The sequence below is a fragment of the Listeria marthii genome (genome assembly GCF_014227425.1).
GTDB lineage: Bacteria > Bacillota > Bacilli > Lactobacillales > Listeriaceae > Listeria > Listeria marthii.
In genome coordinates, this window is the sequence record NZ_JAASWB010000002.1 from 438,676 (window position 1) to 459,888 (window position 21,213).

The window sequence follows — 21,213 nt, forward strand, 5'->3', positions numbered from 1 at the left end:
AAATAAATCCCCTCTGATAAAAAATAACTTTAAATCTTAGTCATTTCTCATTCCTAAACACCCATGCCTATTTATATAATTTTGAAAAACCGACAATTTTTAGACACACTTTTCCAAACGAACCCGATTTTAAAGTCTTTTTTTAGTACTTACTAAAAATGAAAAAGTAATATAATTAACCAATAATTGACAAATTTACAAATTACAGACAGGATGTGCCACAACTTGAGAAAAATTATTCTCCTTTTAATTTGTTTGATGATACTTGCCACTCTAATCCCTTTTCTTTTTTCAAAAGCAAATGCGGATTCAGTGTCTTGGTTAGAAGAAGAATTAGATTACAATGAACCGTTTATTGCAGCCACTGAACAACGACTAAATAAAAATCGCGAAGATATTACATTAGCCGACATAGAAACAGTTACGATGCTAAGTCCAGAAGGTGCTTCCTTTATTCCCGAAAATATTTCAGATTTTAAGAATTTAAAGAATCTGACGGTCATTCTTGGGACGGTGAGCGAGGTTCCTGATAGCGTAGGTCAATTAAAGAAATTAGAAGTATTAAATTTATCTTCCAATAATTTACATGAGTTTCCTACGGTTGTTTTTCAACTGCCAGCTATAGATTCATTGCAGTTAGAAAATAATTCTATTAAGGAAATCCCTGATAACATTACTCAATTATCTTCCAGTTTAACTAGCCTAAACATTAGAGATAATAAAATAATCTCGCTTCCTTCTGAGATTTTCAAGATTAACTGGGCTAGTAACTACTGGCCACCTCTTGATTTGAAACCATTAGCTGTGATCATGAGTGGAAATCAAATTACGACGGATATTCCCCCTGGTTACCTCGATGACTTTAATAATGGTGGCAATATGCTAGAACATTATGATTACAGACAAGGCCAAGATCAATTAGTTTATAACGGCGAACCTATTACTGTGCCGTATAAAACCGACTTTAATCAATTAACACCAGACAAATCCCAGCTTGGTTTAGCTTCTGGAAAAGCACTTTTTGATACACATGAATTTATGTACGTTGATGATGGTTCTTCTATTCTCTCTAACGGTATCGCAAAAACGCCCGGAGAAGGTTTCATTATTATCAAAAGCACCTTATCGACCAATTCCAATACCTTCGCGAAAGTGCGCGTTCCAATTATCGTTGAACAACCGCCAATTGGTGGGAATATCACCGTAAATTATAAGGGTACTAACGGCGAAAACATTGCGCCAGCTGATACATTAACAGGATTATTAGACGCTAAATATACTTCCAAGCCGAAGAAAATCCCTGGCTATACACTCACAAAAACACCAGCAAATGCGAATGGCCTTTATACATTAGAAGAGCAAACCGTTAATTATGTTTATACGAAAAATAGAAATTCCAAAAGATCAGCTATCCTTGAGGTACAATATGTCGACTCTAACAATAAAGTAATTAGTACCCCTTCGACATTAACTGGTACCGTCGGAAATGCTTACAATGTAAAACCGAAAAGTATCCCTGGCTATCAATTGGAAGCAACTCCAACTAACACCAATGGAACTTTTGGAGAAACACCGGAAAAAGTCATCTTTGTTTACAAGAAAACAAGTAACCTAGAAACAACAGTCACGCCCCCTACTCAAAATGAAGTTAAAAATAAGACTGAAAACGGAACTACAACTGCAGGAAAGTTACCGAACACTGGTGACAATAACCCTGTAAAACCAATAGCTACAGGCCTACTAGTTTTCACTTCCGCATTAATTGTTTGGAGAAAAACTTCTAAATAATAACGACTAAAAAACCGACAAATAATTTTGTCGGTTTTTCTTTTATATGATTATGCTTGTTTTTTCTTCCAAGCGAAAACGGCTGCTCCAACAAGAACAAATCCTAATAAAATCAAGTACGGTGAACTATCTCCCGTTTTTGGCAATTCGCTTGTTGCTATTTTTTCTGGTACCTTTTCTGATGCTTCGGTTGTTTTATTTTTTGTTCCTTTTTCTAGTTTTGAAGAATTTTCAGGATCAACTTCAGTAACATCCGGATCCGCTGATTCTTCTGAATCCTCTAAGTCTGTCGATTCTTCTGATTCAACTGGAACTACTGGGTTTGCAGGTTCTGTTTTTGTTTCAGTAAACTGGGCATATAACGTAATATCATTTGCCGGCATTTTGTCAGTCGCAAAATCCCATTTCTTTCCACCTGTTTGCGCATCGTACCACCCGTCAAAAGTGAATCCTTCTTTGGATGGTTCGGCTGGCTCAGAAATGATTACGTCGCTTTTGTAGGATTCTGTAGAAATAGAACCTTCATTATCAAATGTCACGGTAAATCCATCAACTAGTGGTTGCGTGACTTTCCCGCTAAACACTCCTGTAGTTTGGCCAATTTGGATTGTCTCAGAAAATGAATAATCTACATTCGCTACAAAGTTAGGAAGTTGCCAATTTAGCATAGAACCGGAGTAGCTACCGTTATTACTAATTATTTCAGGTGTTATAGCTACCCCTTCGATATTTTTCACACTATTTTCAAATGTTAAATCGGCGGCAAAAGCTTTGACTTGGTTCGTAATGTTCTGCTCCTCTGCATAAAAATAATTTAATTTGCTGAGATTAGCATTTTTTAAAGAACTGATATCGCTAATGTGATTGCTACTAATATCAATATAAAAGTTATCCGTGAATTCATAATCTGCAGATAGAGTCATTGTATTTAACGGACTAATATCACTAATTTCGTTATTATTAAGTGTCAATTGATGAAAAGATTTACCTGAAAGCGGGCTAATATCTTTAATTTTATTATTGTCCAAGTAAATATAAACAAATTGATCTGCTGGGAAATCTTTTAAAACGCTTATATCACTTATGTTATTCTCACTTAGAATTACTTGATTTATTTTTGAGAATGAGCTGAATACACTTATATCACTAATATTGTTACCACTCACATCGATAAATGATATTTTTTTCGACTTACTAAGTGGCGATAAATCACTTACATTACTATTACTAATGCCTATCCCTCGCAACTCTACTAATCCTTCTAATGCGGAAATATCACTGACAGAATGGTTTGGAATAGCCAGTTCTCTCAGATTATGAAGATATTCTACACCTTCCAAAGAATAAATCATCGGCACCGTTCTACTACTTTGAATAGCATCGTTCAGCTTCGTGATTCCATCCAAATCGGCCTGCGAAACTCCACTAGTTGTACTTTTTCCAGTCTCTCTAGCAACTAATTGAGCCACGCCTTCATCAGGAAAAATCTCATTGATTGGCTTTGGAGCTTGTAAAATGTCAGTGGTATCTGCAAATGCTTGGTTTGGTGAACTAATCACACTAATTATAAAGGCAGATGAAACAAGCAATAGTATCGTTATCATTTTTTTCATTAAATTGTTTATTCCTCCTAAAAGTAAATTCATTATGCGTGGACTCTACTTCTAATATTATACTATCAAAATATATTGATATAGTACTAATTCAGGATTAAATCACTCACAATCCATTTGAAATATGAATAGAATGTGAACAATGTTGTAAAAATGCATTTTTAAATAATTTTATTCAAAAAAAAATAAGCTATAACAAAATGATTGCTCATCTTGTTACAGCCTATCCATAAAATTAGTTTAAAGAAGCTGGTACTTTTCTCGCTAGGCACATAATACCTGCGATAATTGCAAGAATACCTGGAACAATCCAAAGTAGTCCAACTAAGAAGAAACCTACAACACCAGCTATAAGTGTCAAGATACCGAATACTTTAGCATTACGTTTGATTAATACTGCAAAAACAATCAAAGCGATACCAATTACTAAAGCAATCACTGAGAAAAATACTGTTAAGCCACCTACAGCAGCAAGCGTCTCACTATCAGCAGTAGTCATTGAAGCTGCGTTGGATAGCTCTTCGTTTCCAGATAAAGCAGCAAGAAGACCTCCACCTGCGATTCCAGTAATACCCGCAATAATACCTGTAATCCCAGCGATTAAACTTAAAACAAATTCTGATTTTCTTGGATTCATGTTTAAAACCCTCCCTTTTTATAGTCAATTAACATTATAACATTAATTATACCGGGAAAATATAGATATTTCGTGACTTTTTATCCAAATAAACTTTTTAATATACAATTTTAATTTATAAAAAAGAAGACCCTTAATCCTAAAGGTCTTCTCGTTCTAGCCATAAGCTTAGTAGCACATCATTTTCTTCTTTGATATCATCCTTGGTCATTTCAGGTTTAACATCTACTTTTTCGAGAATTTCAAAGGTGATGGTTTCAATTCCGTATTGTTTAGCTTCTTTCGCCATTTCTGGTGGAAGCATATTTCCAGCGCCGATTTTCACTCCGAATGCTAGTTTGTTTGCTATTCCTTTTAAATCCATTGTGTTATCAATTAGGTATTTTCCGCTTTCTTTGCTGATGAAACGGTATACGCCGGCGTCGGGGGCTTTTTCTTTGTATGCGCGAATCAGTTCTTTTCGGTTGTCTTTATTCATTTATTTCACGTCCTTAATAGCCTGCTTCTTGTAAAAGTTTGCTGAGTGTTTTGAGGCGTTCACTGAGAAGTTCGTCGTCGTTTTTTAAAGCTTGTTCGAATAATTGGATGTCTTCATCGATATATTCGTTGTCTTCACAAACCGTGATAGTTAGTGCATCTCCTTGCAAACCGATACGATCGAGCGTTGGATTTTCTTTGTCATAAAAATGAGGTAAACGGTAAGCATCTTTGAAATGGACTTTGGTTCGTGCGATTAAAATGGCCAAGTCCAGTACGCGATGCAACGGTAGTTCTTCGGATTGGCGCGACCATTTATCGCCAGTGTGACGCCAAACTTTGGCTGAAATGTCTACTTTGCCTCGGTCATTCCACTGTGCTAGTCCAAGTGAAAGTCCCTTTGCATCAGAGTGATAAGCATTCTTGCCGTCTACTTCTTCGTAATTTTCGACAACAATTACTGGTTTATGTTTTAAGGTAGTTGGAATCTTCATGAGATTTCTCCTTTTAATTTTTAGTAATTTACTAAATTAGTATATTACTAAATTTATAAAATGTAAAGAAAAAACTTTCCTTATTGTTAGGAAAGTTCGTTTTTCATATGTAACTGTTGTAAGCCATCTGGTAAATCGACTTGGATGGTACGGTTATTGGTTACTTTTACGAGTCCTGCATCTGTTTGATATGTGCCAGTTGCCGGGAGAACGTAATCATCTAAGCCTATCATTTCGCCATTTTCTACTTTTCCGGTAATGTACCACGGATGTCCGAGGAGTTGTTCTGCTTCTATAAAATGGCCGCGCCGAATGAACGCTCGGATGTTGGTAGAACTGATTTTTGTTTGGTTTGTTTCAATTACTGGGACAGATGTGACACCAATGCCATAGGGCTTGCAAAGGTCCCGGAGTAAGTCTACATCCGAATCGCGCCCTTTTCCGAAATTGAATTCAGAGCCAACGACGATATGCGATAAATGTAGATTGGTCAAATGATCAGTGACAAATTCTTCTGGCGTTGTTTCGGCATATCTTGGCGTGAAAGCTGTTTCGATTAAATGGTCTACGCCATAATGTGCGAGCCAGCGTTCTTTTTCCATTCTTGGCGTGAGCATTTCGCGATATATTTCGATTTGTTTTAAAGCCCAAAGTGGATGCGGGCTGAAACTGATGGCCGTTAGTATTTCGTGTTCCTTTTTGATGGATAAGGCTGTATTTAAAATGGTTTGATGACCGAGATGCACTCCGTCAAATTTACCGATTGTTAAAACTGCGGGACGACTATCTTTATTTGGTTCGAGCGTTACGTGTGATACTTCCATTGGCTGATTTCCCCCATTCCTCTTTAAGTTTAAAGCATAACAAGGGGCGCGTGCAAATTTATTGATTGCGTAAAAAAAGACCTTTTCTAGTTTCGAAAAGGTCTTGAAAAAATTTATTCTACTGTTACGCTTTTTGCTAAGTTTCTTGGTTTGTCGACGTCACAGTCACGGTGAAGTGCTGCGTAATAAGCCAGTAGTTGGCACGGGATGACACTTGCTAGTGGAGTTAATAACGGATGTACTTGTGGAATGACGAAACGGTCACCTGGTTGAGCGACGTTTTCCATTGCGAATACACATGTTTTAGCTCCTCGTGCTAATACTTCGTTGACATTTCCGCGAATATTCCAGTTGATTGATTCTTGCGTGATAAGAGTTAAAACTGGTGTACCGTCTTCAATTAGCGCGATTGTTCCATGTTTTAATTCCCCACTTGCAAAACCTTCTGCTTGGATATAAGAGATTTCTTTTAGTTTAAGAGCGGCTTCCATTGCTACGAAATAATCGATATTTCTACCTAAGAAGAAAGCGTTACGAGAAGTTGCTAAATATTCACCGGCAATGTGCTCGATAACTTCTTTGCTAGAAACCATTGCTTCCATTGCAGTTGCCACAATACCTAATTCAGCGGCTAAATTAATTTTAAGCGCTTCTTCGTCGCCAAGTTCACGACCAAGCGAAACCGCGAGTACCGCCAAGACAGAAATTTGGGCTGTATAGGCTTTTGTAGATGCAACAGCGATTTCTGGGCCTGCGTATAAATACATCGAATGATCCGCTTCACGGTCAAGTGTCGAGCCTGGTACGTTTGTTAATGTTAATGTGCGGTAACCAAGTTCTTTCACTTTCACAAGACATTGGCGGCTATCGGCTGTTTCGCCACTTTGAGTGATGAAAATGAATAGCGGCTTTTTAGACATTAATGGTAAATTATAACCAAATTCACTGGAAACATGTACTTCTACCGGAATTTTAGCCATTTTTTCGATTAAATTTTTTCCGACTAAACCGGCATGATAGCTCGTTCCGCAAGCAACGATATGAATGCGGTCAGAAGATAGGATTTCGTCAATGATTGTTTTGTCGACGTTGATTTCGCCAGCTTCGTTTTGGTATGCTTGGATGATTTTACGTGTTACAGCTGGTTGTTCGTCGATTTCTTTTAACATATAGTGCGGGTAAGTACCTTTTTCGATATCAGATGCATCTAGTTCTGCTTTGTAACTAGCGCGTGTAATTTCTTCGCCTTCTAATGTTTCTAAAGTGAAGCCATCTTTTGTTACGATAACGATTTCTTTGTCCATAATTTCCACGAATTCGTCCGTTTCTTTCAGAACAGCCATTGCGTCACTTGCGATTACGTTGAAGTTTTCGCCTTTTCCGATTAGTAATGGGCTTTTATTTTTTGCTGCATAAAGTGTTTCTGTATCGGTTTGGTCAATTAAGCAGATTGCGTATGAACCGTGAAGTAATGATAGTGCTTTTTTGAATGCTTCTTTAGTAGAAAGTTCTGCTGCAAAAAGTTCGATAAGCTGCACGATTACTTCTGTATCAGTATCACTAATAAAGGAATGATTTTTTAAGTATTCTTCTTTTAAAAGCGTATAGTTTTCGATTACGCCGTTATGAACAATCGTAAAACGACCTGATTTACTTTGATGCGGGTGGGCGTTTTCGTGATTTGGTTTGCCGTGAGTTGCCCAGCGTGTATGGCCGATTCCAGTAGTACCGAATGCGTCGCTTGGTACTAGGCTTGCAAGATCAGCAATCCGGCCTTTTTCTTTGACAACTGTTACTAGTTCTCTGTTTTGTAGGGCGATTCCAGCTGAATCATAACCACGATATTCTAGTTTTTCAAGTCCTTCTAATAAAATGCCTTTTGCATTGTTTGTTCCAATATATCCTACGATTCCACACATAATAAAATTCCTCCAATAATTAACTTGAGGGCAGACTTGTCCAATTTCAAGCCCTCTCGATTTTTTTGGTTTCCTTGGAGGGGTAAAAAGCATGTTTCATTACTACTCTGTCCACTTGGTCGCCCAAATGATTTGTAAGTAAGACTTAACGACTGCATGCACAGCCGGGAGACTCCCGCCGAAATTTCGATTAATCTCCTCCTCGTCAACTGATTCGTTACTTTTCAGGAATTTCACCTTCAAGCATTTTCGTCCCAACCAGTTCTGGCGCTTCTATTTAGTTGTACGATCCTCCTTCATTACTTTTCAAGGAAACAAATTCATTTTACAATAATATGTATACTAGGTCAAGCATTATATAAAGCCGTTTGATTAAAATTGGTCTATACATTGACAAAAAATAGCAAATGCCTAATAATATAGATATGATATGAAAAGGAGCGAGCTGAATGGTTTTTACCAAAAAAATAGTCGCTAGTATTGCTGTTATTATTTCACTTGGCTTGATTTATTTCCGCATGAGTACGGTTCAGGCATTTGAAAATACAAGTAATGCTTCACTTCTTCCTTCTACTGGAGATGCATTTTCAGTATGGCCGGTTGTTATCGGAGTACTTCTTGTAGTGCTTGCTGTAGTACTATTTATTAAGAAAAGAATATAAAAAAATCGTTTGAGAGCATTTGTTATGCTTTCAAACGATTTTTTTATGGGCGACTTAGGTAAATGGCTTGTTTGCCCATTGCTGACCAGCCTTCTTCTAAGACGCTTCTTTTTACGGCGCGGTTTTTATGTCCGTATGGATCGTTAATGTAAAAATTATTTTTATCAAACCCAGTAATCACGACACTGTGCATCGAATACGTGATTTTTTTTGTACCTTCTTTGGTTTGCACGGTTTGCCAGTTTTTTGGAGCATGATAATCGGTCGTTGTGATAATCCAAACTGGAGCACCGGTGCTGAGTACAGTGATGATATCGTGGATACTGTTGCCGCTAATATCATGGACATGCGCTTCATTGACGTATTTTGCTGCTAGTTTGGCAATTGGAGCATGATTCACTCCAAGGCCTGGGCTATCGCCGTTAATGCTCCCAACGAACGCTTTATCCGGGTTACCATGTAAGCCGTTTTGTTCGATTGGCGTGGTTGGGAGATTATTTGCTAGCTCGTTTTTTGTTACGTTTTTGCCAGCGAACTGTAAGAGCATCGCTAGACTAGCCACTTCACAGCCGTTAAAAAGGGACGGCGTATCCATTTGATTCACTAAGGGCACGTCTAATCTTACATTAAAAGGTTCATTGTCTAGTTTGTAAACTACTTTGGCGCTTTCGAGTTTGACGTTTGGTGAATAAAAGGTATATTTCGTATTTAGAAGGGTCAAACTAAATATACACGCTGTAATAACAAGCAGTGATTTTATCCAAATTCGCATGATACATGCTACCTAGACATTTTCAGCTAGGATTGGCTCTCCAGGATCTTTTGTTTCTGATTCTGCTTCTTCTGCTAGTTCGACCGCTTCTTCGCTTACTTCGGTATTGAAGTTGGCGATATACCCTTCTAATGAACCGGAAATTTTTTGCATTTCTTCGGAGATAACGACTAGCTCGTCCACTTTCATTTTGTTTACTTCCGCGAATTCAAGTGCGGCAGTGGATTTTTCACCAATTTGGTTGGAGATTTCTGTGACGTCGCTAATTGATGTGTTTACTTCTTCAATTCCAGCAGCCATTTCTTCGGTTTCTTGGGAGACGTTTTGCATTTGGGCGGAAATATCATTAACACGGTTGAGTAAATCTGTGAAAGTTGCTTCTGTTTCGGAAATGATTTTTTGGCCTGCTTCGGATTCGGAAAGACCTGTGTTCATTACTTCGATTGTTGTTTTTGATTCTGTTTGGATTTTTTTCAGGACGGTATTAATATCTACAACAGCAAGGCGCGATTGTTCTGCTAGCTTGCGGACTTCTTCGGCTACGACTGCGAAACCACGGCCATGTTCGCCGGCACGTGCGGATTCGATTGCTGCATTTAGAGCAAGTAAGTTTGTTTGGTCAGCGATATTTGTAACGGTATCGAGCGCTTTTTCGACTTCGCCAACACGGTTAACTAGTTGGGAAACAACGTCTGTACTCGAACGCATAACGCCGCTGATACGGTCCATTTGTGATACTAGGTTATTAATAACGGCAATTCCGTCGTTGGTTTTTTCTGCGGAGTCTTTTGTTAAGTCTGATACTTTAAGAGCATATTCAGCCACGTTTTGAACGCCGCCTGTCATTTGATCCATCGCGTCAGTGCTTTCTTTCATGCTGCCAATTTGCGTTTGGATTTGTTCACCCATCATTTTCATTTCGATGTCCATTTCGGTTGTCATCGCGGAAATAATTTCAGAGCTAATAATCACGTTATCGCTCGAAGATTTCACATCTGTGGACGCTTTTTTAACGTCTTCAATCATTAGGCGTAGATTTTCGCTCATTTCGTTCAAGTCGTTAGTAATGTCGCCTAGTTCGTCTCTACCATTGTAAGTGCTGCGGTAAGATAGGTCACCACTCGCTACTTTATGTACGGCTGTTTGCAGATGACGAATTCCTTTTAGAATAACTCTCGTAATATAGGCGTTGAAAATGAATAAGGAAATTAGCACGGCGATAATAACTGCTGTGAAAATTAAGCTGATTTTTACGCCAAAGTCAGAAATTGCTTGTGAGGAATTTTCGACTTCTTTATAGTTCATGTCATTTAAAACGTTTAATTGTTTCGTTGCATCATCAAATTTTGTTTTGACGTTTTGGTAGTATCTGTTTTGTGCTCCAAGTAGTTCTGCATCGTCTAGCGCACTTGATGTGTCACTGATTACAGAGGATGCGGATGCTTTCATGTCTGCTAGTTTTTCTTCAAAATAAGCTAATTGTTTTTTATCTTCTGCTGTTAAATTGGCTTTTTTGAAATTATGGATTGCTTGGTCATTTTCGGCGTACAGGTTATCGATATCTTTGATAAGGGTTGATTTTCCGTTGATAGTGTCGAACATGGTCAGGATGTCGATATTGATTTGCGCCATGTTTGTTTGGATTTTTGCGATTTCTTTCATTGGTGCGACATTATTATCAACCATATTATCTGAAAGTGTTGCTACATGACGAAATCCTAGGAAACTAGTTGCGCCAAGTCCGATTAACATGATGGTCGTTATAACAATATTGATGCTTAATTTTGTTTTCAATTTACGATTTTTAATTAAATTCACCCATTCCACACTCCTATTCTCTAATTCTAGTTTATTATCTCATATTTTTTAAAAAAACTCTATATTTTATTGTAAAATAATTAGTTTTAATAAAAAAACGTTATAATAATTAGTGAATATCGGCGTAAAATGGGTGATATTGTTATTTTTTTATTTATTTTTTATAAAAATCTACGTAAAATCGTTTTTAACGGTGGCATTTTTGCGAAACGGTGATCTTCTAGGACAGATTGGACTTCGAATTTAGTGTAGCCGAGTGCTTCGTCCATGATGATTTTACCTGGGAGTGGAGCGGCTGAGCTATCTACGGAAACGTCGATGATGACTGGTTTGGTTGCTAGTTTTGCGTTTTCGAAAGCAGCTTCTAGGTCGGCCATTTTTTCTACTCGGAAGCCGATACCGCCACAACTTTCAGCGAATTTTGCGTAATTGATGTCTGGTAGGTCGATGGCGTAATTGAGTTCACCGGCTGATTGTTGTTCGTATTTGATGAATGAAAGTTGTTGGTTGTTTAACACGACGACAATCATGGGCATGTTTAATCCTACAGCTGTGACGAAATCTTGCATGACCATTGAGAAGCCACCGTCGCCTACGATTGCGATTGCTTGGCGGTCTGGGTAAGCTTTTTTAGCAGCGATGGCTCCTGGTAAACCGCAGCCCATTGTACCAAGCCATGCGGAAACAATGAAGTCATTTTCTGGTGTCAAATGTAAATAACGAGTGCTCCAAACGGTTGCTGTTCCTACGTCGATGGAGAAAATGGCGTCTTTGTCGGCGATTTTTTGGATGTTGGCCATTACAACTTCTGGTGCGATTGGGTCAGTTGTTTGCGTTACGTCTTCTTCTAACCATTTCCACCATTCTTGCATGTTTTCTTGGCACGCTTGGAGGAATTTGCGCTCTTCTACTGGAGCAATTTTGGTCGTTAAATTGCTGATGATTTCTGCGGCATCACCAACTAGGCCGATATTTGCTTTGAAACGTTTGCTAATTTTAGCTGGGTCGATATCGATTTGGATGCAGTCAGCTTTTTTTGGTAAATAGTCGCTATAAGGATAATCATTCCCGAACATTAATAGCAAATCGGTTTCTTGCATGGCTTCATAGGCTGGTTTTGTTCCGATTTTTCCAAGGTTACCGAGTGCATTTGGGTGGTCGTCTGGAACAATCGTTTTTGCTGGTAAGGAATGAATAATCGGGATTTTTAATTTCTCCGAGAAGGCGATTAATTCTGGTCCAGCGTGTTTAGTTCCTAATCCTGCTAAGATAACGGGTTTTTCCGCTTTCTCAATCAGTGCTACGGCTTCCCCTATTGCCGCTTCATCTAGTTGCGGATTTTCTTGTTCAAATTTCACTGGTTTTGCTTCTAGGCTCGCTTTAATTACTTGTGACGGAATATCGTTTGGAATCGTTAGGACGGCGACTCCTTTTTCTTTATAGGCAGTGCGAATCGCTTCATCGACCACATCTGCGAGCGTTTCCGCGTTATCAATTTGTTTATTATAAACGGCAACATCTTCAAAAATTGCTGGCAAATTGACTTCTTGGAAAAAGCCGGTATTTAGGACGTCGGTTGTTACTTGCCCTGCGAGAACGAGCATTGGTACGTGATCCATTTTCGCGTCATACATTCCGTTTAATAGATGGATTGCGCCGGGGCCGCCGATTGATAATGCGACACCGATTTTGCCTGTTAGTTTAGTATAGGCTGCGGCTGCTAAGGTTGCGACTTCTTCGTGGCGGACGTGAATAAATTCAATCGCCTCTTGTTCTTTTCGTAAAGCGTCGACTACTGTATCAATCGAATCGCCGGGTAAACCGTAAACGTGGTCGATACCCCAATTTTTCAATGTTTGTACGAGTGTTTCGCTTGCTTTGACTTTTTTCATTATATATTCTCCTCCCATGGATGTTTTCTCTAATGTCCAATAGTGTTCGTTTACCCTGTTTCGGAACGAGTTATTCATGAAAGAGAATTGACGAACAATTCAGAAGTGCTTATAATGAAGGCAAGGTGGTGATCAAAGAGATGCAAACAAAATTGCACTGCTCTCGACTTTCTAACAATGGCTTTAGGATTGTTTAGAAAGCAAGAGTGAAATAGACTCTTCAATCCTTCAGCTAGTTTAACCAACATTAAACTATTAAAGGAGAATTATAATGAAAGAGTTTATCGAGCCATACCAATATAATTTTATCAAAAATCAATTAGCCAATGTTTCACGCGCATACCGGTCCGCGAATGATACTTCGACTTTGAAGGCGTTAAAATCGTTAACAGAGGAGAAAATCAATGAGCTATTCCCGGAGGACGTTTTGACGGAACATAAGGAACTTTTTAGCGAGCTTCATGCGATTACTTCAACCAAAGAAGCAGAGCCGTTTTTAGAGGGGTTAAAAACCTTTGTGATTCCTTTTATAGCGCCTAGTGATGTGAAAATTAAAAAACTTTTTGCGAAAACGAAAAAATTAAAAATTCCCGCTTGGTCCAAACTGGATTTGCGCGACTATACTTTTTACGGTTGGAATGATATTGCCCAGCAGCGCAAGTATATCGTGACTTATGAGGACGGAAATTTGGTCGGCGTACACGGAACTATTTCTACGGAGATTCAAAAGGGTGTTTGCTCAATTTGCCATTCGCATTCGAAAGTGTCGCTTTTTATGGCGAAAACGAAATCGTCGGGTGATGGTGTTTATACGACAAATGGTAATTATATTTGCTACGATAGCGATGTTTGTAATGAGCAAATAAAAGCCCATGAAACGTTAGATGAATTTATAGAGGTTGTTAAGAAACGTAAATAAAAAACAGAAAGTCTCTCATGATTGTTTGAGAGGCTTTCTGTTTTTTATTTAATCGAATTGCGTAGTTTTTTTCGTTGGTTATCCATCCATGTTTCTTCTGGAAATTCACTTAATAGATTGTCTGCAAATTCGGCTAGGTCGTCACCAACAACAGCTTTTAGTTCTAGGTTGTCAGCTGCGGCGTTTTCGAACATTTCGAGGACGTTTTTTAAGATTTCGAACATCCCAGCGCCTTTTGCAAAGTTCCATAAATATGTTTCGATAGCTTTCATTGCGGTTTTATAGTCCTCTGGCAAAGCATCTATCCGTTTTTTATACAGTTTATAGTCTCGTTTTTCTTCGCGGTATTTTGTAAACCATTTAAACATTACGCTTGCCCTCCTTTAACTTGCATGATTTTTCCTTGAATAAAGTCCCAACGCTTCCAAAAAATCGCTAATTCTTCTTCCCCAGCTGGGCTTAATGTGTAAAATTTTCGTGGTGGACCTAATTCTGATTTTTTCTTTTCTATCTCGACTAGCCCTTTTTTCTCCAGGCGGACGAGAATGGTGTAGACGGTTCCTTCGACGATTTCATCAAAGCCTAGGTCATTAAGATACTTGGTGATTTCGTAGCCGTAAGTTTCTCCTCTAGAAATTCGCTCCAATATCATTCCTTCTAAACTACCTTTGAGTAACTCGGTAAGTCCTTTCATTTGAATTCACTCCTCTACTAGTTGTTACTAGGTACAAGTATATAGTAATACAAAGTAGATTGATTGTCAACTGGTTTTTAGAAAAATTTTAGTGATTCTTATTGCTTTTGTAGCAGGGATAAAAGTATACTAAAATGGAATTAGTTTCCAAAACATGTACTTACGCTTCTCAGAAAGGAACAAAAAACATGTTATTAATAGCAAAAGTTTTATTATGGTTTGGCATTATTTTAGAATTTTTGTTTGCACAGATACCTATCAGCGGTTCTGAGGATACATTATCTCCTACTATAGAAATTGATTGGATAGGCATTCTTTTGCTCATTCATTGCGTTGCTTTAATATTTGTATCTTCCCTTGCTTCAAGAAAACAAATTATCTTTGTTCTTATAAGTGGCATTCTTTTGTTAAGCGCCAATCTAATAAATGACATGTATATAAGTCCTCTTGCCGGTTCGCTCTATATTTCAGCTGGGATCATTGCTACATTTTGTAATCAGAAAAAGGACAAAACAAATAGGGATTTATAAAAATAAAAAGAGAGACGCATCGTAGCGCCTCTCTTTTTGTTTACTGAAAAAGTACCTCTGGATTTTGTTTCATTGCGGATAAATTGGCGATGTTGACTGTTAAAAATTTCTTTTTTGGAGCTTCTAGTGTTTCAAGCCATTCGTTTGTTAGGTTCGTTGCGATTTCGGCTGCTGCGTCATTTTGGCAAATGAAGCCGATGTTTTTGTACTGGCATTTTTCATCGAGGTTAGCGTAATGGTGTTCTTCGCTTTCTTCGGGGTTGAAAATGTCCATGTAAAAATTGCGGTTGCCTTTGAGAAATTGCATGTGGGTGTCGTGTGAGTCTACTAGGTTGAAATCGCGTTTGGTGAATTGATTGATTGCTTCTGATTTCACGTTTGAAAGGTCGAAGCTTACTTTTGTGGTTGGTTTTTCTAGGTTTTGAAGTTGGCTTGCTTCGAATGATTTAGCTGCTTCTTGGTCGGATGTGAAGGCTTGGAGTTGTTCTTCGACGCGGTTCATTTTCGATTCAAAGTCAAGTTCGTTTAGGAGATTTTCGGTTTGTCTGATAACGTTAATTGCTTCTTCAAATTGGTCGTTTTTTATGTAGGAAGTTACTTTTTCAGCGGCTTCGATTTTGATTTCTTGTTGCATCGCTGTTGTCATATCGCGCCATGACTCCCACTTTTGTTGCCAGTTTCCCATGGTTTATTCTCCCTTATCCGATAATTTTCTTTAAATAGTTTTGTGTTTCTTTGAATGGTGGGACGCCGCCGTATTTTCGGACATTGCCTGGTCCGGCGTTATAGGCCGCTAGAGCTAGTCTTAGGTCGCCATCGTATTTTTTAATGTAGCCTGCAAGCTCTTTTGTTCCAGCGTCAATATTGGTGGCTGGGTCGGTGCGGTTGGAGCCGGCCATTAGTTGCATTAGGCCGGTTGCGCCAGCGCTCGATACAACATTCGGATTGTAGTTGGATTCTACTTGGATGACGCGTTTAATGAGCGCTTCTGGGACGCCGTATTTGGCTGCGGCTGTTTTGATTAAGTCGCTATATTTCCCTTCATTTTCGGCGCTGATTGGTTTGATTTGGTAGTTGTTCCAGTTGGTTAGCTCCCCGGTTGGCGTTGCCTGTGTCGTGCTTGATGTGGTTGCTGTGGAACTTGTTTCGGATTTATTGATTAACGCTTCGTACGCTTCTCGGGCGCGGGCTAGTTCGGCATCGGTAACTGTTTGCACATTGGTTGTTGTTTTTTGCGTGGTGGCGTTTAAGCGTTCATTTAATTTGGTTTCAAATGTGGTGGCCGATTGTTTCGCTGCTTCGAACGCACTTTGAAACTCGGCTTGTCTAGCACTTATTACTTGTTCTACTGGATTCATCCACGGCACTCCTTTGTTATACTAACGTTTCCATCATTTGACTCGTTTCTTCGAGCGTAACACTTTCATCCCGCAATTGTTTTAAAAATTGATGGATAAAATAGGACTTCTCTTTACTTGTAAAAATGGCCGCATTATCGCTCGTTTGTTCGATTGTTCCTAATTTGAAATAAAGTTCGTTTTCTTGGTAAATACTCATCCACTCACGGATTTTCGAAGCGGATTTCCACTGACTTTCTGGAACAATTTCTTCCATCACACGGCTAACGGAGCCGAGGACATCGATGGCTGGATAATGGTTTTTGGTGGCAAGTTCACGGGTTAAAACAATGTGCCCATCTAAAATCCCCCGCGCTAAATCGGGTACTGGACCGTTCATATCGTCGCCGTCAACGAGCACAGTATAAATGCCTGTAATCGAGCCATTTTGCGTTTTACCAGAACGTTCGAGTAGTTTTTTCATGTACGATTCCATGAGTAAAGTTTTCCCGCCGATGGGTAAATCTTTGACGGCAATATCAACACTTCTTCTTGCATCGGCAAAACGAGTGACGGAATCCATCATTAAAAGAACGGTTTTTCCTTGATCGCGGAAATGTTCGGCAATCGAAGTCGCTAGTTTGGCGGCGCGCAGTTGCATAAGGTGGCTTTCGTCTGATGTGGCGGCAACAATCACACTTTTACGCAGCCCTTCTTCACCGAGATCTTTACGCAAGAAATCTTTTACTTCCCGACCACGCTCGCCGACTAAGCCGATAACATTAATATCTGCTTTGGCGTTACGGGCAATCATTCCAAGTAAAGTAGATTTCCCAACACCTGAGCCGGCGAAAATCCCGATTTTTTGGCCGATGCCGATTGTTAACATTCCGTCGATTGCTTTGATGCCAGTTTCGAGTGTTTCGGTAATTTCTGCTCGGCTAAAAGCATGGATGGGCGGCGCTTCGAGTGGCATTTTTTGTTTGAATTTAGCTGTACCTGCTTCTTCGTTTAAAATGTCACCGGATGCGTTGAGAACTTTTCCAAGGAGAAATTCGTCAGCTGGGATGGTGATTTTCGTGTCGGTCACGTATACCCAGTCGCCATAAGCTACTTTATCGCTTTGGTTAAATGGCAGCAGCATGTTGTTTTCTTTTTCAATGGAGATTACTTCGCAAAGCACTTTGTTTTCGCCGACCATGACCGTATCGCCAATTTTCACTTGGGGACCTTTGGAAATATAGACTTGTTCTTGGACGGTGTGGATTTTTCCTTTTTGAATGTATGGGACGGTGTTTTTTAGTTCTTGCCATGCTGCGGTTTTTGGCGACCAGCTCACGGTTTATCTCCTCCTAGAATTTTCCGTTCGGCGTTTTGTTTGTGCAGTGTTTGGAAAATTTCGGTGATGCGGTAGTCGAAGTATTCTTTTTCTTCTTCTACGGTAAATTCGCCGTAATCCAGTCGCATATCGAAGTTCCAATGAATATTTTCTAAAAGCCAATCGTATTTTGTGCCAGTGTTTTCTTCTTTTAGGGCTTTTAACGTTTCTGGGTGGGTGGTGACGTTTAGTTTGTCGAAAGCGACTGGGAGTTTTTGGATGACTTCTGTTAGCATTGGTAACACTTCGATTTGGCGGGTGTCGATGGCTTGATGGACTATTTTTTCTGCGAGGTCGATGCTTTCATCCCAAAGGAAGTCGGTGATTGTTTGGTAGATTTGTGTTTTTTCTAGTTCGAATGCTTGTTTTTGTGCTTCGATTTCAACTGCGGCGGCTTGTTTTAATTCTTCGATGGCTTGGCGTTCTGCTGCAAGTGCCGCTTTTTCATTAGCTAGTTTTTGCTGTTCGAGTTCGATGGCCGATAGATGTTTTTCGAGTTCTTTTTGATGCGTTTCTAGTTGTTCGAGTTCTTTCGTGTATGGCGACTCGACTTCTTCGGTTTCTTCTATATCATCTAAATAGAATAGTTCCATTTTCACATCGGATAAAGTGACTTTGCCTTTTGGGATTCGTGGATTAGATAAGGACATCCTGTTCCCCCCGTTGGATAACTATTTTGCCGTCTTTTTCTAGATTTTTAACGACATTGGCGATATCTTGTTGGGCTTGCTCGACATCGGAAAGTCTGATTGGGCCAAGGACTTCTAGTTCTTCGGTAATCATATCGCGACGGTTTTTCGATACGCAAGAAAGGATTTTTTCTTTGAGTTCTTCTTTTTCGTTTTTGAGTGCTCGGGCGATTTTGTTGTTGTCTTGAATTTCGGCCAGAACTTGTTGCAAGGTCATGTTATCAAGCAGAATAATATCTTCAAACATAAACATTTTCTCTTTGATGCGTTCGGAAAGTTCGGCTTGTTCGGCGTCTAGATGTTCGAAAATCGTACGTTCTAAACCACGGGTCACGTTGTTTAAGATGTTGGCAACATTTTTTATGCCGTCTGTTTTGTTCAGTGAGCTATTCGACATTGTGTCGAGTTTGATTCTTAGTAAATTAGATACGTTTTGCATGACTTCGCTATCAAATTGTTCTAAGCTCGCGATGCCAATAACTGTGTTGATCATTTTTTCTTCTGGTAACAAGGCTAGTAGTTTGGACGCTTCTTCTGGTTTCATGTAGGAAGCAATCATCGCAATTGTTTGTGGTGATTCATCGCTAATAATCGTAAACAAGGAGTCGACATCATCAATTTCGCGTAAAATATCTAGGGCGGTTTCGCCGATACGTGATTCTGCTTCTACCCCGTAAATCAGTTGGTTTAGTTCTTCTGTGGTCATATCTGGGAATAGGCGTTGTAAGTGTTCGCGGTCGAGTTTGGCAATGCCACCAGACAGAAGTTCTAGTTCCCCTAAAAATTCTCTAGTCGCTTCTTCTACTGCGCCGCCGTCCATTTCTTTCATTTTGGCCATTTCGCGTGCAAGGCGTTGTTTGGATGCATCGGGAAGCAAATCTACCACTTCGGTCGCAATTTGTTCATCTAAGCTCCAAATAATAAGTGCGGCTTTTTCACGTCGGGAAATACCTGATTCTGCTGAAATGGTTGTTTTTTCTTCGGTTTCTTCTGTGTCAACCGTTTCTAATTCAGCGTTTGTTTCTTCTAAGGTTTCTTTAAGTGTGTCTGCCATTGTTATTCCTGCCTTTCATTGAGCCATTTTTGGATGACTGCTGCGGCACGCCCTGGGTCTTCTTTGGCCATTTCACCGAGTTTATTTTTCAAGCTTTCTTTGCGCGCTTTTAATTCTGGTTCAGATAAATCGAATGCATCTGTTTGGAAATTGAAATCTGGATGTTCTTCTGGATTGATGATGGCTTCTTCGGCTGGGATATAATCTTTTTCTTCTGCTTCTAAAGCTTCTTCTAGTTGTTCTTTACGTTTAAGGAAGATGATGTAGGCGATAATTCCTGCTGCGATAATCGCAAATAGTAAGCTTCCTGCTAGCCACCAAATCCATGCTTTGCTTGCTGGTGCTGCTTTTTCTGTGGTGTCTTTCTCTACTGGTGTTTGGTTATCTAAAAATTGGATTGGCATGATGGTAACGTCGCCGTTTTGGAATGTACCTTCGAACGTTGGTGCGGCTGCTGCTTCTCCGTCTGCGCCAGCTTCTTCGGTTCTCATGTTAGGCGTTAATCCTGCTGAAACTCCGATTGCTTTCGTGAATTCAGCCATGTCCACGCCATTTTTATTTAAAGCATTTTGATCAACCCAGACAACAACATTTGTTTTTGCCAGGGCTGGGTGTTTTTTGATTTCTTGAATGGTGGAATCTAGTTCGTAGTTGGTTGTTTCGCTTGATTTTTCGCTTGTGTATGTGTTGGTGTCGTCGCCGTTTTGTTCTGTATAGTTTGGCACATCAGCGTTTGATGCGGTGCCTGATTCGGTGGTGTTTGCGGAACCTTTGGACGTGTCGGTTGATGTATCTTTTTGATTGCTGCGGACTTTGCCGTCGCTTGGATAATGTTCGGTATTTTGTTTGATTTCGTCAAAATTAACGGTGACATTGGTATTCACGCGGAAATTGTCTAGGGCAAAAATGCTAGAAAGCGTACCTTCGATGTCTGTTTTCACATTTTTTCCGATGGCGTTTTGGATGTCGACTTCATTTTTATAGGCCGAGCTTCCTTCTTCTTTGGATGTGTCTGCTTCTGAGATAACGCCATTTTTCGTATCGATAATCGCTACGTCATCGCTGGCAACGTTTGGTACGGCTGCGCTGACGGTGCGCTGGATTCCGAGAACTTGTTCGCTTGTTAGTGTTTGGTTGTTTTTTGTTTTGAGTGTTACTGCGGCGGTTCCTTTTTGGCTCGCTTCTTCAAAAATTGAACTCGATTCTGGTAATGTTAGCTGAACAGATGCGCTGTCTATAGTTGTTCCGTAACTTTGAACGATTTCTTTTTCTAAATTGACTTTTGTGCCGACTTTTTCTTGCATTTTTTTATCTTCTTCGCTGGCTCCTAGCGAGCTGTTCAGCAAAATGTCATTGCCATCTTGGCCTGTGTAAGGGATTCCGAGGTCTGCGAATTTGTCGCGAACGAGTGTCTCCACTTTTTCATCGACTAAAATGTTGCCGCTTTTGTCGACGGTATAATCAACGCCCATTTTGGCTAATTGATCGGTGACTTGTTGCTGGCTTGTTTCGGATAAATTTTTATAAAGAGTAACTTCTGTTTTGGGCGTGTTCATGTAGAGTAATAACACCGTGACTACGACAAAAAGGCCGACTAAAATCGCGCCTTTGTGCCAATTCTTCAATTTCGAATACATTGTTTTTATTTTTGCCATCTTAAAAACTTCGCTCCATTTTTCTCGTGTGGACGATTGACTAAAACTCCCCCGACTAGTC

General features: G+C 39.6%; 21 protein-coding genes. 4 read left to right on the forward strand and 17 right to left on the reverse strand.

All coding sequences use genetic code 11. The features are described from left to right. Positions 1-225 precede the first annotated feature (225 nt). Positions 226-1,788 carry a MucBP domain-containing protein gene (locus HCJ55_RS04990; protein ID WP_260451351.1) on the forward strand — a complete coding sequence of 521 codons (1,563 nt, stop codon included), beginning with the start codon at positions 226-228 and terminating at the stop codon, positions 1,786-1,788. 50 nt (positions 1,789-1,838) lie between these two features. Here the strand turns inward: HCJ55_RS04990 and HCJ55_RS04995 are convergent, their stop codons facing one another. From HCJ55_RS04995 to glmS, 6 genes are all read right to left on the reverse strand, one after another. Continuing rightward, positions 1,839-3,401 carry an InlB B-repeat-containing protein gene (locus HCJ55_RS04995; protein WP_185517288.1) on the reverse strand — a complete coding sequence of 521 codons (1,563 nt, stop codon included), beginning with the start codon at positions 3,399-3,401 and terminating at the stop codon, positions 1,839-1,841. 235 nt (positions 3,402-3,636) lie between these two features. After that, entirely contained in the window at positions 3,637-4,038 is a 402-nt protein-coding gene (locus HCJ55_RS05000) for a DUF4064 domain-containing protein (protein ID WP_185517290.1), read from the reverse strand. Between the two features lie 139 nt (positions 4,039-4,177). Further along, positions 4,178-4,516, reverse strand: a complete 339-nt coding sequence (locus tag HCJ55_RS05005; RefSeq protein ID WP_185517292.1) for a GIY-YIG nuclease family protein — start codon at positions 4,514-4,516, stop codon at positions 4,178-4,180. Between the two features lie 13 nt (positions 4,517-4,529). Beyond that, positions 4,530-5,009: a DUF6530 family protein gene (locus HCJ55_RS05010; protein WP_185517294.1), complete on the reverse strand. Its 480-nt coding sequence runs from the start codon at positions 5,007-5,009 to the stop codon at positions 4,530-4,532. Between the two features lie 86 nt (positions 5,010-5,095). Next, positions 5,096-5,833: an FAD synthetase RibC gene (ribC, locus tag HCJ55_RS05015; protein WP_185506196.1), complete on the reverse strand. Its 738-nt coding sequence runs from the start codon at positions 5,831-5,833 to the stop codon at positions 5,096-5,098. A gap of 113 nt (positions 5,834-5,946) precedes the next feature. Further along, positions 5,947-7,752: a glutamine--fructose-6-phosphate transaminase (isomerizing) gene (gene glmS / locus HCJ55_RS05020; RefSeq protein ID WP_008947147.1), complete on the reverse strand. Its 1,806-nt coding sequence runs from the start codon at positions 7,750-7,752 to the stop codon at positions 5,947-5,949. 449 nt (positions 7,753-8,201) lie between these two features. Between glmS and HCJ55_RS05025 the strand changes: the two genes are divergently transcribed. Further along, complete coding sequence (locus tag HCJ55_RS05025) at positions 8,202-8,414, forward strand: LPXTG cell wall anchor domain-containing protein (protein ID WP_185502393.1); 213 nt, start codon at positions 8,202-8,204, stop codon at positions 8,412-8,414. 43 nt (positions 8,415-8,457) lie between these two features. Here the strand turns inward: HCJ55_RS05025 and HCJ55_RS05030 are convergent, their stop codons facing one another. The 3 genes from HCJ55_RS05030 to HCJ55_RS05040 form a co-directional block, all read right to left on the reverse strand. Beyond that, positions 8,458-9,186 carry a C39 family peptidase gene (locus tag HCJ55_RS05030; RefSeq protein WP_185517295.1) on the reverse strand — a complete coding sequence of 243 codons (729 nt, stop codon included), beginning with the start codon at positions 9,184-9,186 and terminating at the stop codon, positions 8,458-8,460. Between the two features lie 12 nt (positions 9,187-9,198). Beyond that, on the reverse strand, positions 9,199-11,004 hold the full coding sequence (locus HCJ55_RS05035) for a methyl-accepting chemotaxis protein (protein WP_185503861.1): 1,806 nt from the start codon (positions 11,002-11,004) through the stop codon (positions 9,199-9,201). A gap of 161 nt (positions 11,005-11,165) precedes the next feature. Then, positions 11,166-12,896 carry a pyruvate oxidase gene (locus HCJ55_RS05040; RefSeq protein ID WP_185517297.1) on the reverse strand — a complete coding sequence of 577 codons (1,731 nt, stop codon included), beginning with the start codon at positions 12,894-12,896 and terminating at the stop codon, positions 11,166-11,168. A gap of 271 nt (positions 12,897-13,167) precedes the next feature. Between HCJ55_RS05040 and HCJ55_RS05045 the strand changes: the two genes are divergently transcribed. Next, positions 13,168-13,815, forward strand: coding sequence for a FusB/FusC family EF-G-binding protein (locus tag HCJ55_RS05045; RefSeq protein WP_185506192.1), 648 nt, complete (start codon positions 13,168-13,170; stop codon positions 13,813-13,815). 44 nt (positions 13,816-13,859) lie between these two features. Here HCJ55_RS05045 and HCJ55_RS05050 read toward each other — a convergent pair whose 3' ends face one another. Continuing rightward, entirely contained in the window at positions 13,860-14,183 is a 324-nt protein-coding gene (locus HCJ55_RS05050; RefSeq protein ID WP_185502388.1) for a DUF1048 domain-containing protein, read from the reverse strand. Next, positions 14,183-14,509: a PadR family transcriptional regulator LftR gene (gene lftR, locus HCJ55_RS05055; RefSeq protein WP_003721840.1), complete on the reverse strand. Its 327-nt coding sequence runs from the start codon at positions 14,507-14,509 to the stop codon at positions 14,183-14,185. The genes HCJ55_RS05050 and lftR overlap by 1 nt, the downstream gene beginning before the upstream one ends. 188 nt (positions 14,510-14,697) lie before the next feature. Between lftR and HCJ55_RS05060 the strand changes: the two genes are divergently transcribed. Next, positions 14,698-15,039, forward strand: coding sequence for a hypothetical protein (locus HCJ55_RS05060; protein WP_185506387.1), 342 nt, complete (start codon positions 14,698-14,700; stop codon positions 15,037-15,039). A gap of 40 nt (positions 15,040-15,079) precedes the next feature. Here HCJ55_RS05060 and HCJ55_RS05065 read toward each other — a convergent pair whose 3' ends face one another. The 6 genes from HCJ55_RS05065 to fliF are packed head-to-tail and all read right to left on the reverse strand — an operon-like array spanning position 15,080 to position 21,152. Beyond that, complete coding sequence (locus HCJ55_RS05065) at positions 15,080-15,724, reverse strand: hypothetical protein (RefSeq protein ID WP_185517299.1); 645 nt, start codon at positions 15,722-15,724, stop codon at positions 15,080-15,082. 13 nt (positions 15,725-15,737) lie between these two features. Continuing rightward, positions 15,738-16,397, reverse strand: coding sequence for a lytic transglycosylase domain-containing protein (locus HCJ55_RS05070; protein ID WP_185517302.1), 660 nt, complete (start codon positions 16,395-16,397; stop codon positions 15,738-15,740). Positions 16,398-16,413: 16 nt separating this feature from the next. Further along, positions 16,414-17,715, reverse strand: a complete 1,302-nt coding sequence (gene fliI, locus HCJ55_RS05075; RefSeq protein WP_185517304.1) for a flagellar protein export ATPase FliI — start codon at positions 17,713-17,715, stop codon at positions 16,414-16,416. Then, positions 17,712-18,404, reverse strand: a complete 693-nt coding sequence (locus HCJ55_RS05080; RefSeq protein ID WP_185517307.1) for a FliH/SctL family protein — start codon at positions 18,402-18,404, stop codon at positions 17,712-17,714. The genes fliI and HCJ55_RS05080 overlap by 4 nt, the downstream gene beginning before the upstream one ends. Then, positions 18,391-19,497: a flagellar motor switch protein FliG gene (locus HCJ55_RS05085; RefSeq protein ID WP_185502384.1), complete on the reverse strand. Its 1,107-nt coding sequence runs from the start codon at positions 19,495-19,497 to the stop codon at positions 18,391-18,393. Before HCJ55_RS05085 ends, HCJ55_RS05080 begins: the two co-directional genes overlap by 14 nt. Positions 19,498-19,499: 2 nt before the next feature. Then, positions 19,500-21,152, reverse strand: coding sequence for a flagellar basal-body MS-ring/collar protein FliF (gene fliF / locus HCJ55_RS05090; RefSeq protein ID WP_185517309.1), 1,653 nt, complete (start codon positions 21,150-21,152; stop codon positions 19,500-19,502). Positions 21,153-21,213: the final 61 nt, after the last annotated feature.

Coding starts and splice junctions, on each gene's coding strand:
- HCJ55_RS04995 (WP_185517288.1), bottom strand. CDS start 3,401: ATGAAAAAAATGATAACGATACTATTGCTTGTTTCATCTGCCTTTATA.
- HCJ55_RS05000 (WP_185517290.1), bottom strand. CDS start 4,038: ATGAATCCAAGAAAATCAGAATTTGTTTTAAGTTTAATCGCTGGGATT.
- HCJ55_RS05005 (WP_185517292.1), bottom strand. CDS start 4,516: ATGAATAAAGACAACCGAAAAGAACTGATTCGCGCATACAAAGAAAAA.
- HCJ55_RS05010 (WP_185517294.1), bottom strand. CDS start 5,009: ATGAAGATTCCAACTACCTTAAAACATAAACCAGTAATTGTTGTCGAA.
- ribC (WP_185506196.1), bottom strand. CDS start 5,833: ATGGAAGTATCACACGTAACGCTCGAACCAAATAAAGATAGTCGTCCC.
- glmS (WP_008947147.1), bottom strand. CDS start 7,752: ATGTGTGGAATCGTAGGATATATTGGAACAAACAATGCAAAAGGCATT.
- HCJ55_RS05025 (WP_185502393.1), top strand. CDS start 8,202: ATGGTTTTTACCAAAAAAATAGTCGCTAGTATTGCTGTTATTATTTCA.
- HCJ55_RS05030 (WP_185517295.1), bottom strand. CDS start 9,186: ATGCGAATTTGGATAAAATCACTGCTTGTTATTACAGCGTGTATATTT.
- HCJ55_RS05040 (WP_185517297.1), bottom strand. CDS start 12,896: ATGAAAAAAGTCAAAGCAAGCGAAACACTCGTACAAACATTGAAAAAT.
- HCJ55_RS05045 (WP_185506192.1), top strand. CDS start 13,168: ATGAAAGAGTTTATCGAGCCATACCAATATAATTTTATCAAAAATCAA.
- HCJ55_RS05050 (WP_185502388.1), bottom strand. CDS start 14,183: ATGTTTAAATGGTTTACAAAATACCGCGAAGAAAAACGAGACTATAAA.
- lftR (WP_003721840.1), bottom strand. CDS start 14,509: ATGAAAGGACTTACCGAGTTACTCAAAGGTAGTTTAGAAGGAATGATA.
- HCJ55_RS05060 (WP_185506387.1), top strand. CDS start 14,698: ATGTTATTAATAGCAAAAGTTTTATTATGGTTTGGCATTATTTTAGAA.
- HCJ55_RS05065 (WP_185517299.1), bottom strand. CDS start 15,724: ATGGGAAACTGGCAACAAAAGTGGGAGTCATGGCGCGATATGACAACA.
- HCJ55_RS05070 (WP_185517302.1), bottom strand. CDS start 16,397: ATGAATCCAGTAGAACAAGTAATAAGTGCTAGACAAGCCGAGTTTCAA.
- HCJ55_RS05080 (WP_185517307.1), bottom strand. CDS start 18,404: ATGTCCTTATCTAATCCACGAATCCCAAAAGGCAAAGTCACTTTATCC.
- HCJ55_RS05085 (WP_185502384.1), bottom strand. CDS start 19,497: ATGGCAGACACACTTAAAGAAACCTTAGAAGAAACAAACGCTGAATTA.
- fliF (WP_185517309.1), bottom strand. CDS start 21,152: ATGGCAAAAATAAAAACAATGTATTCGAAATTGAAGAATTGGCACAAA.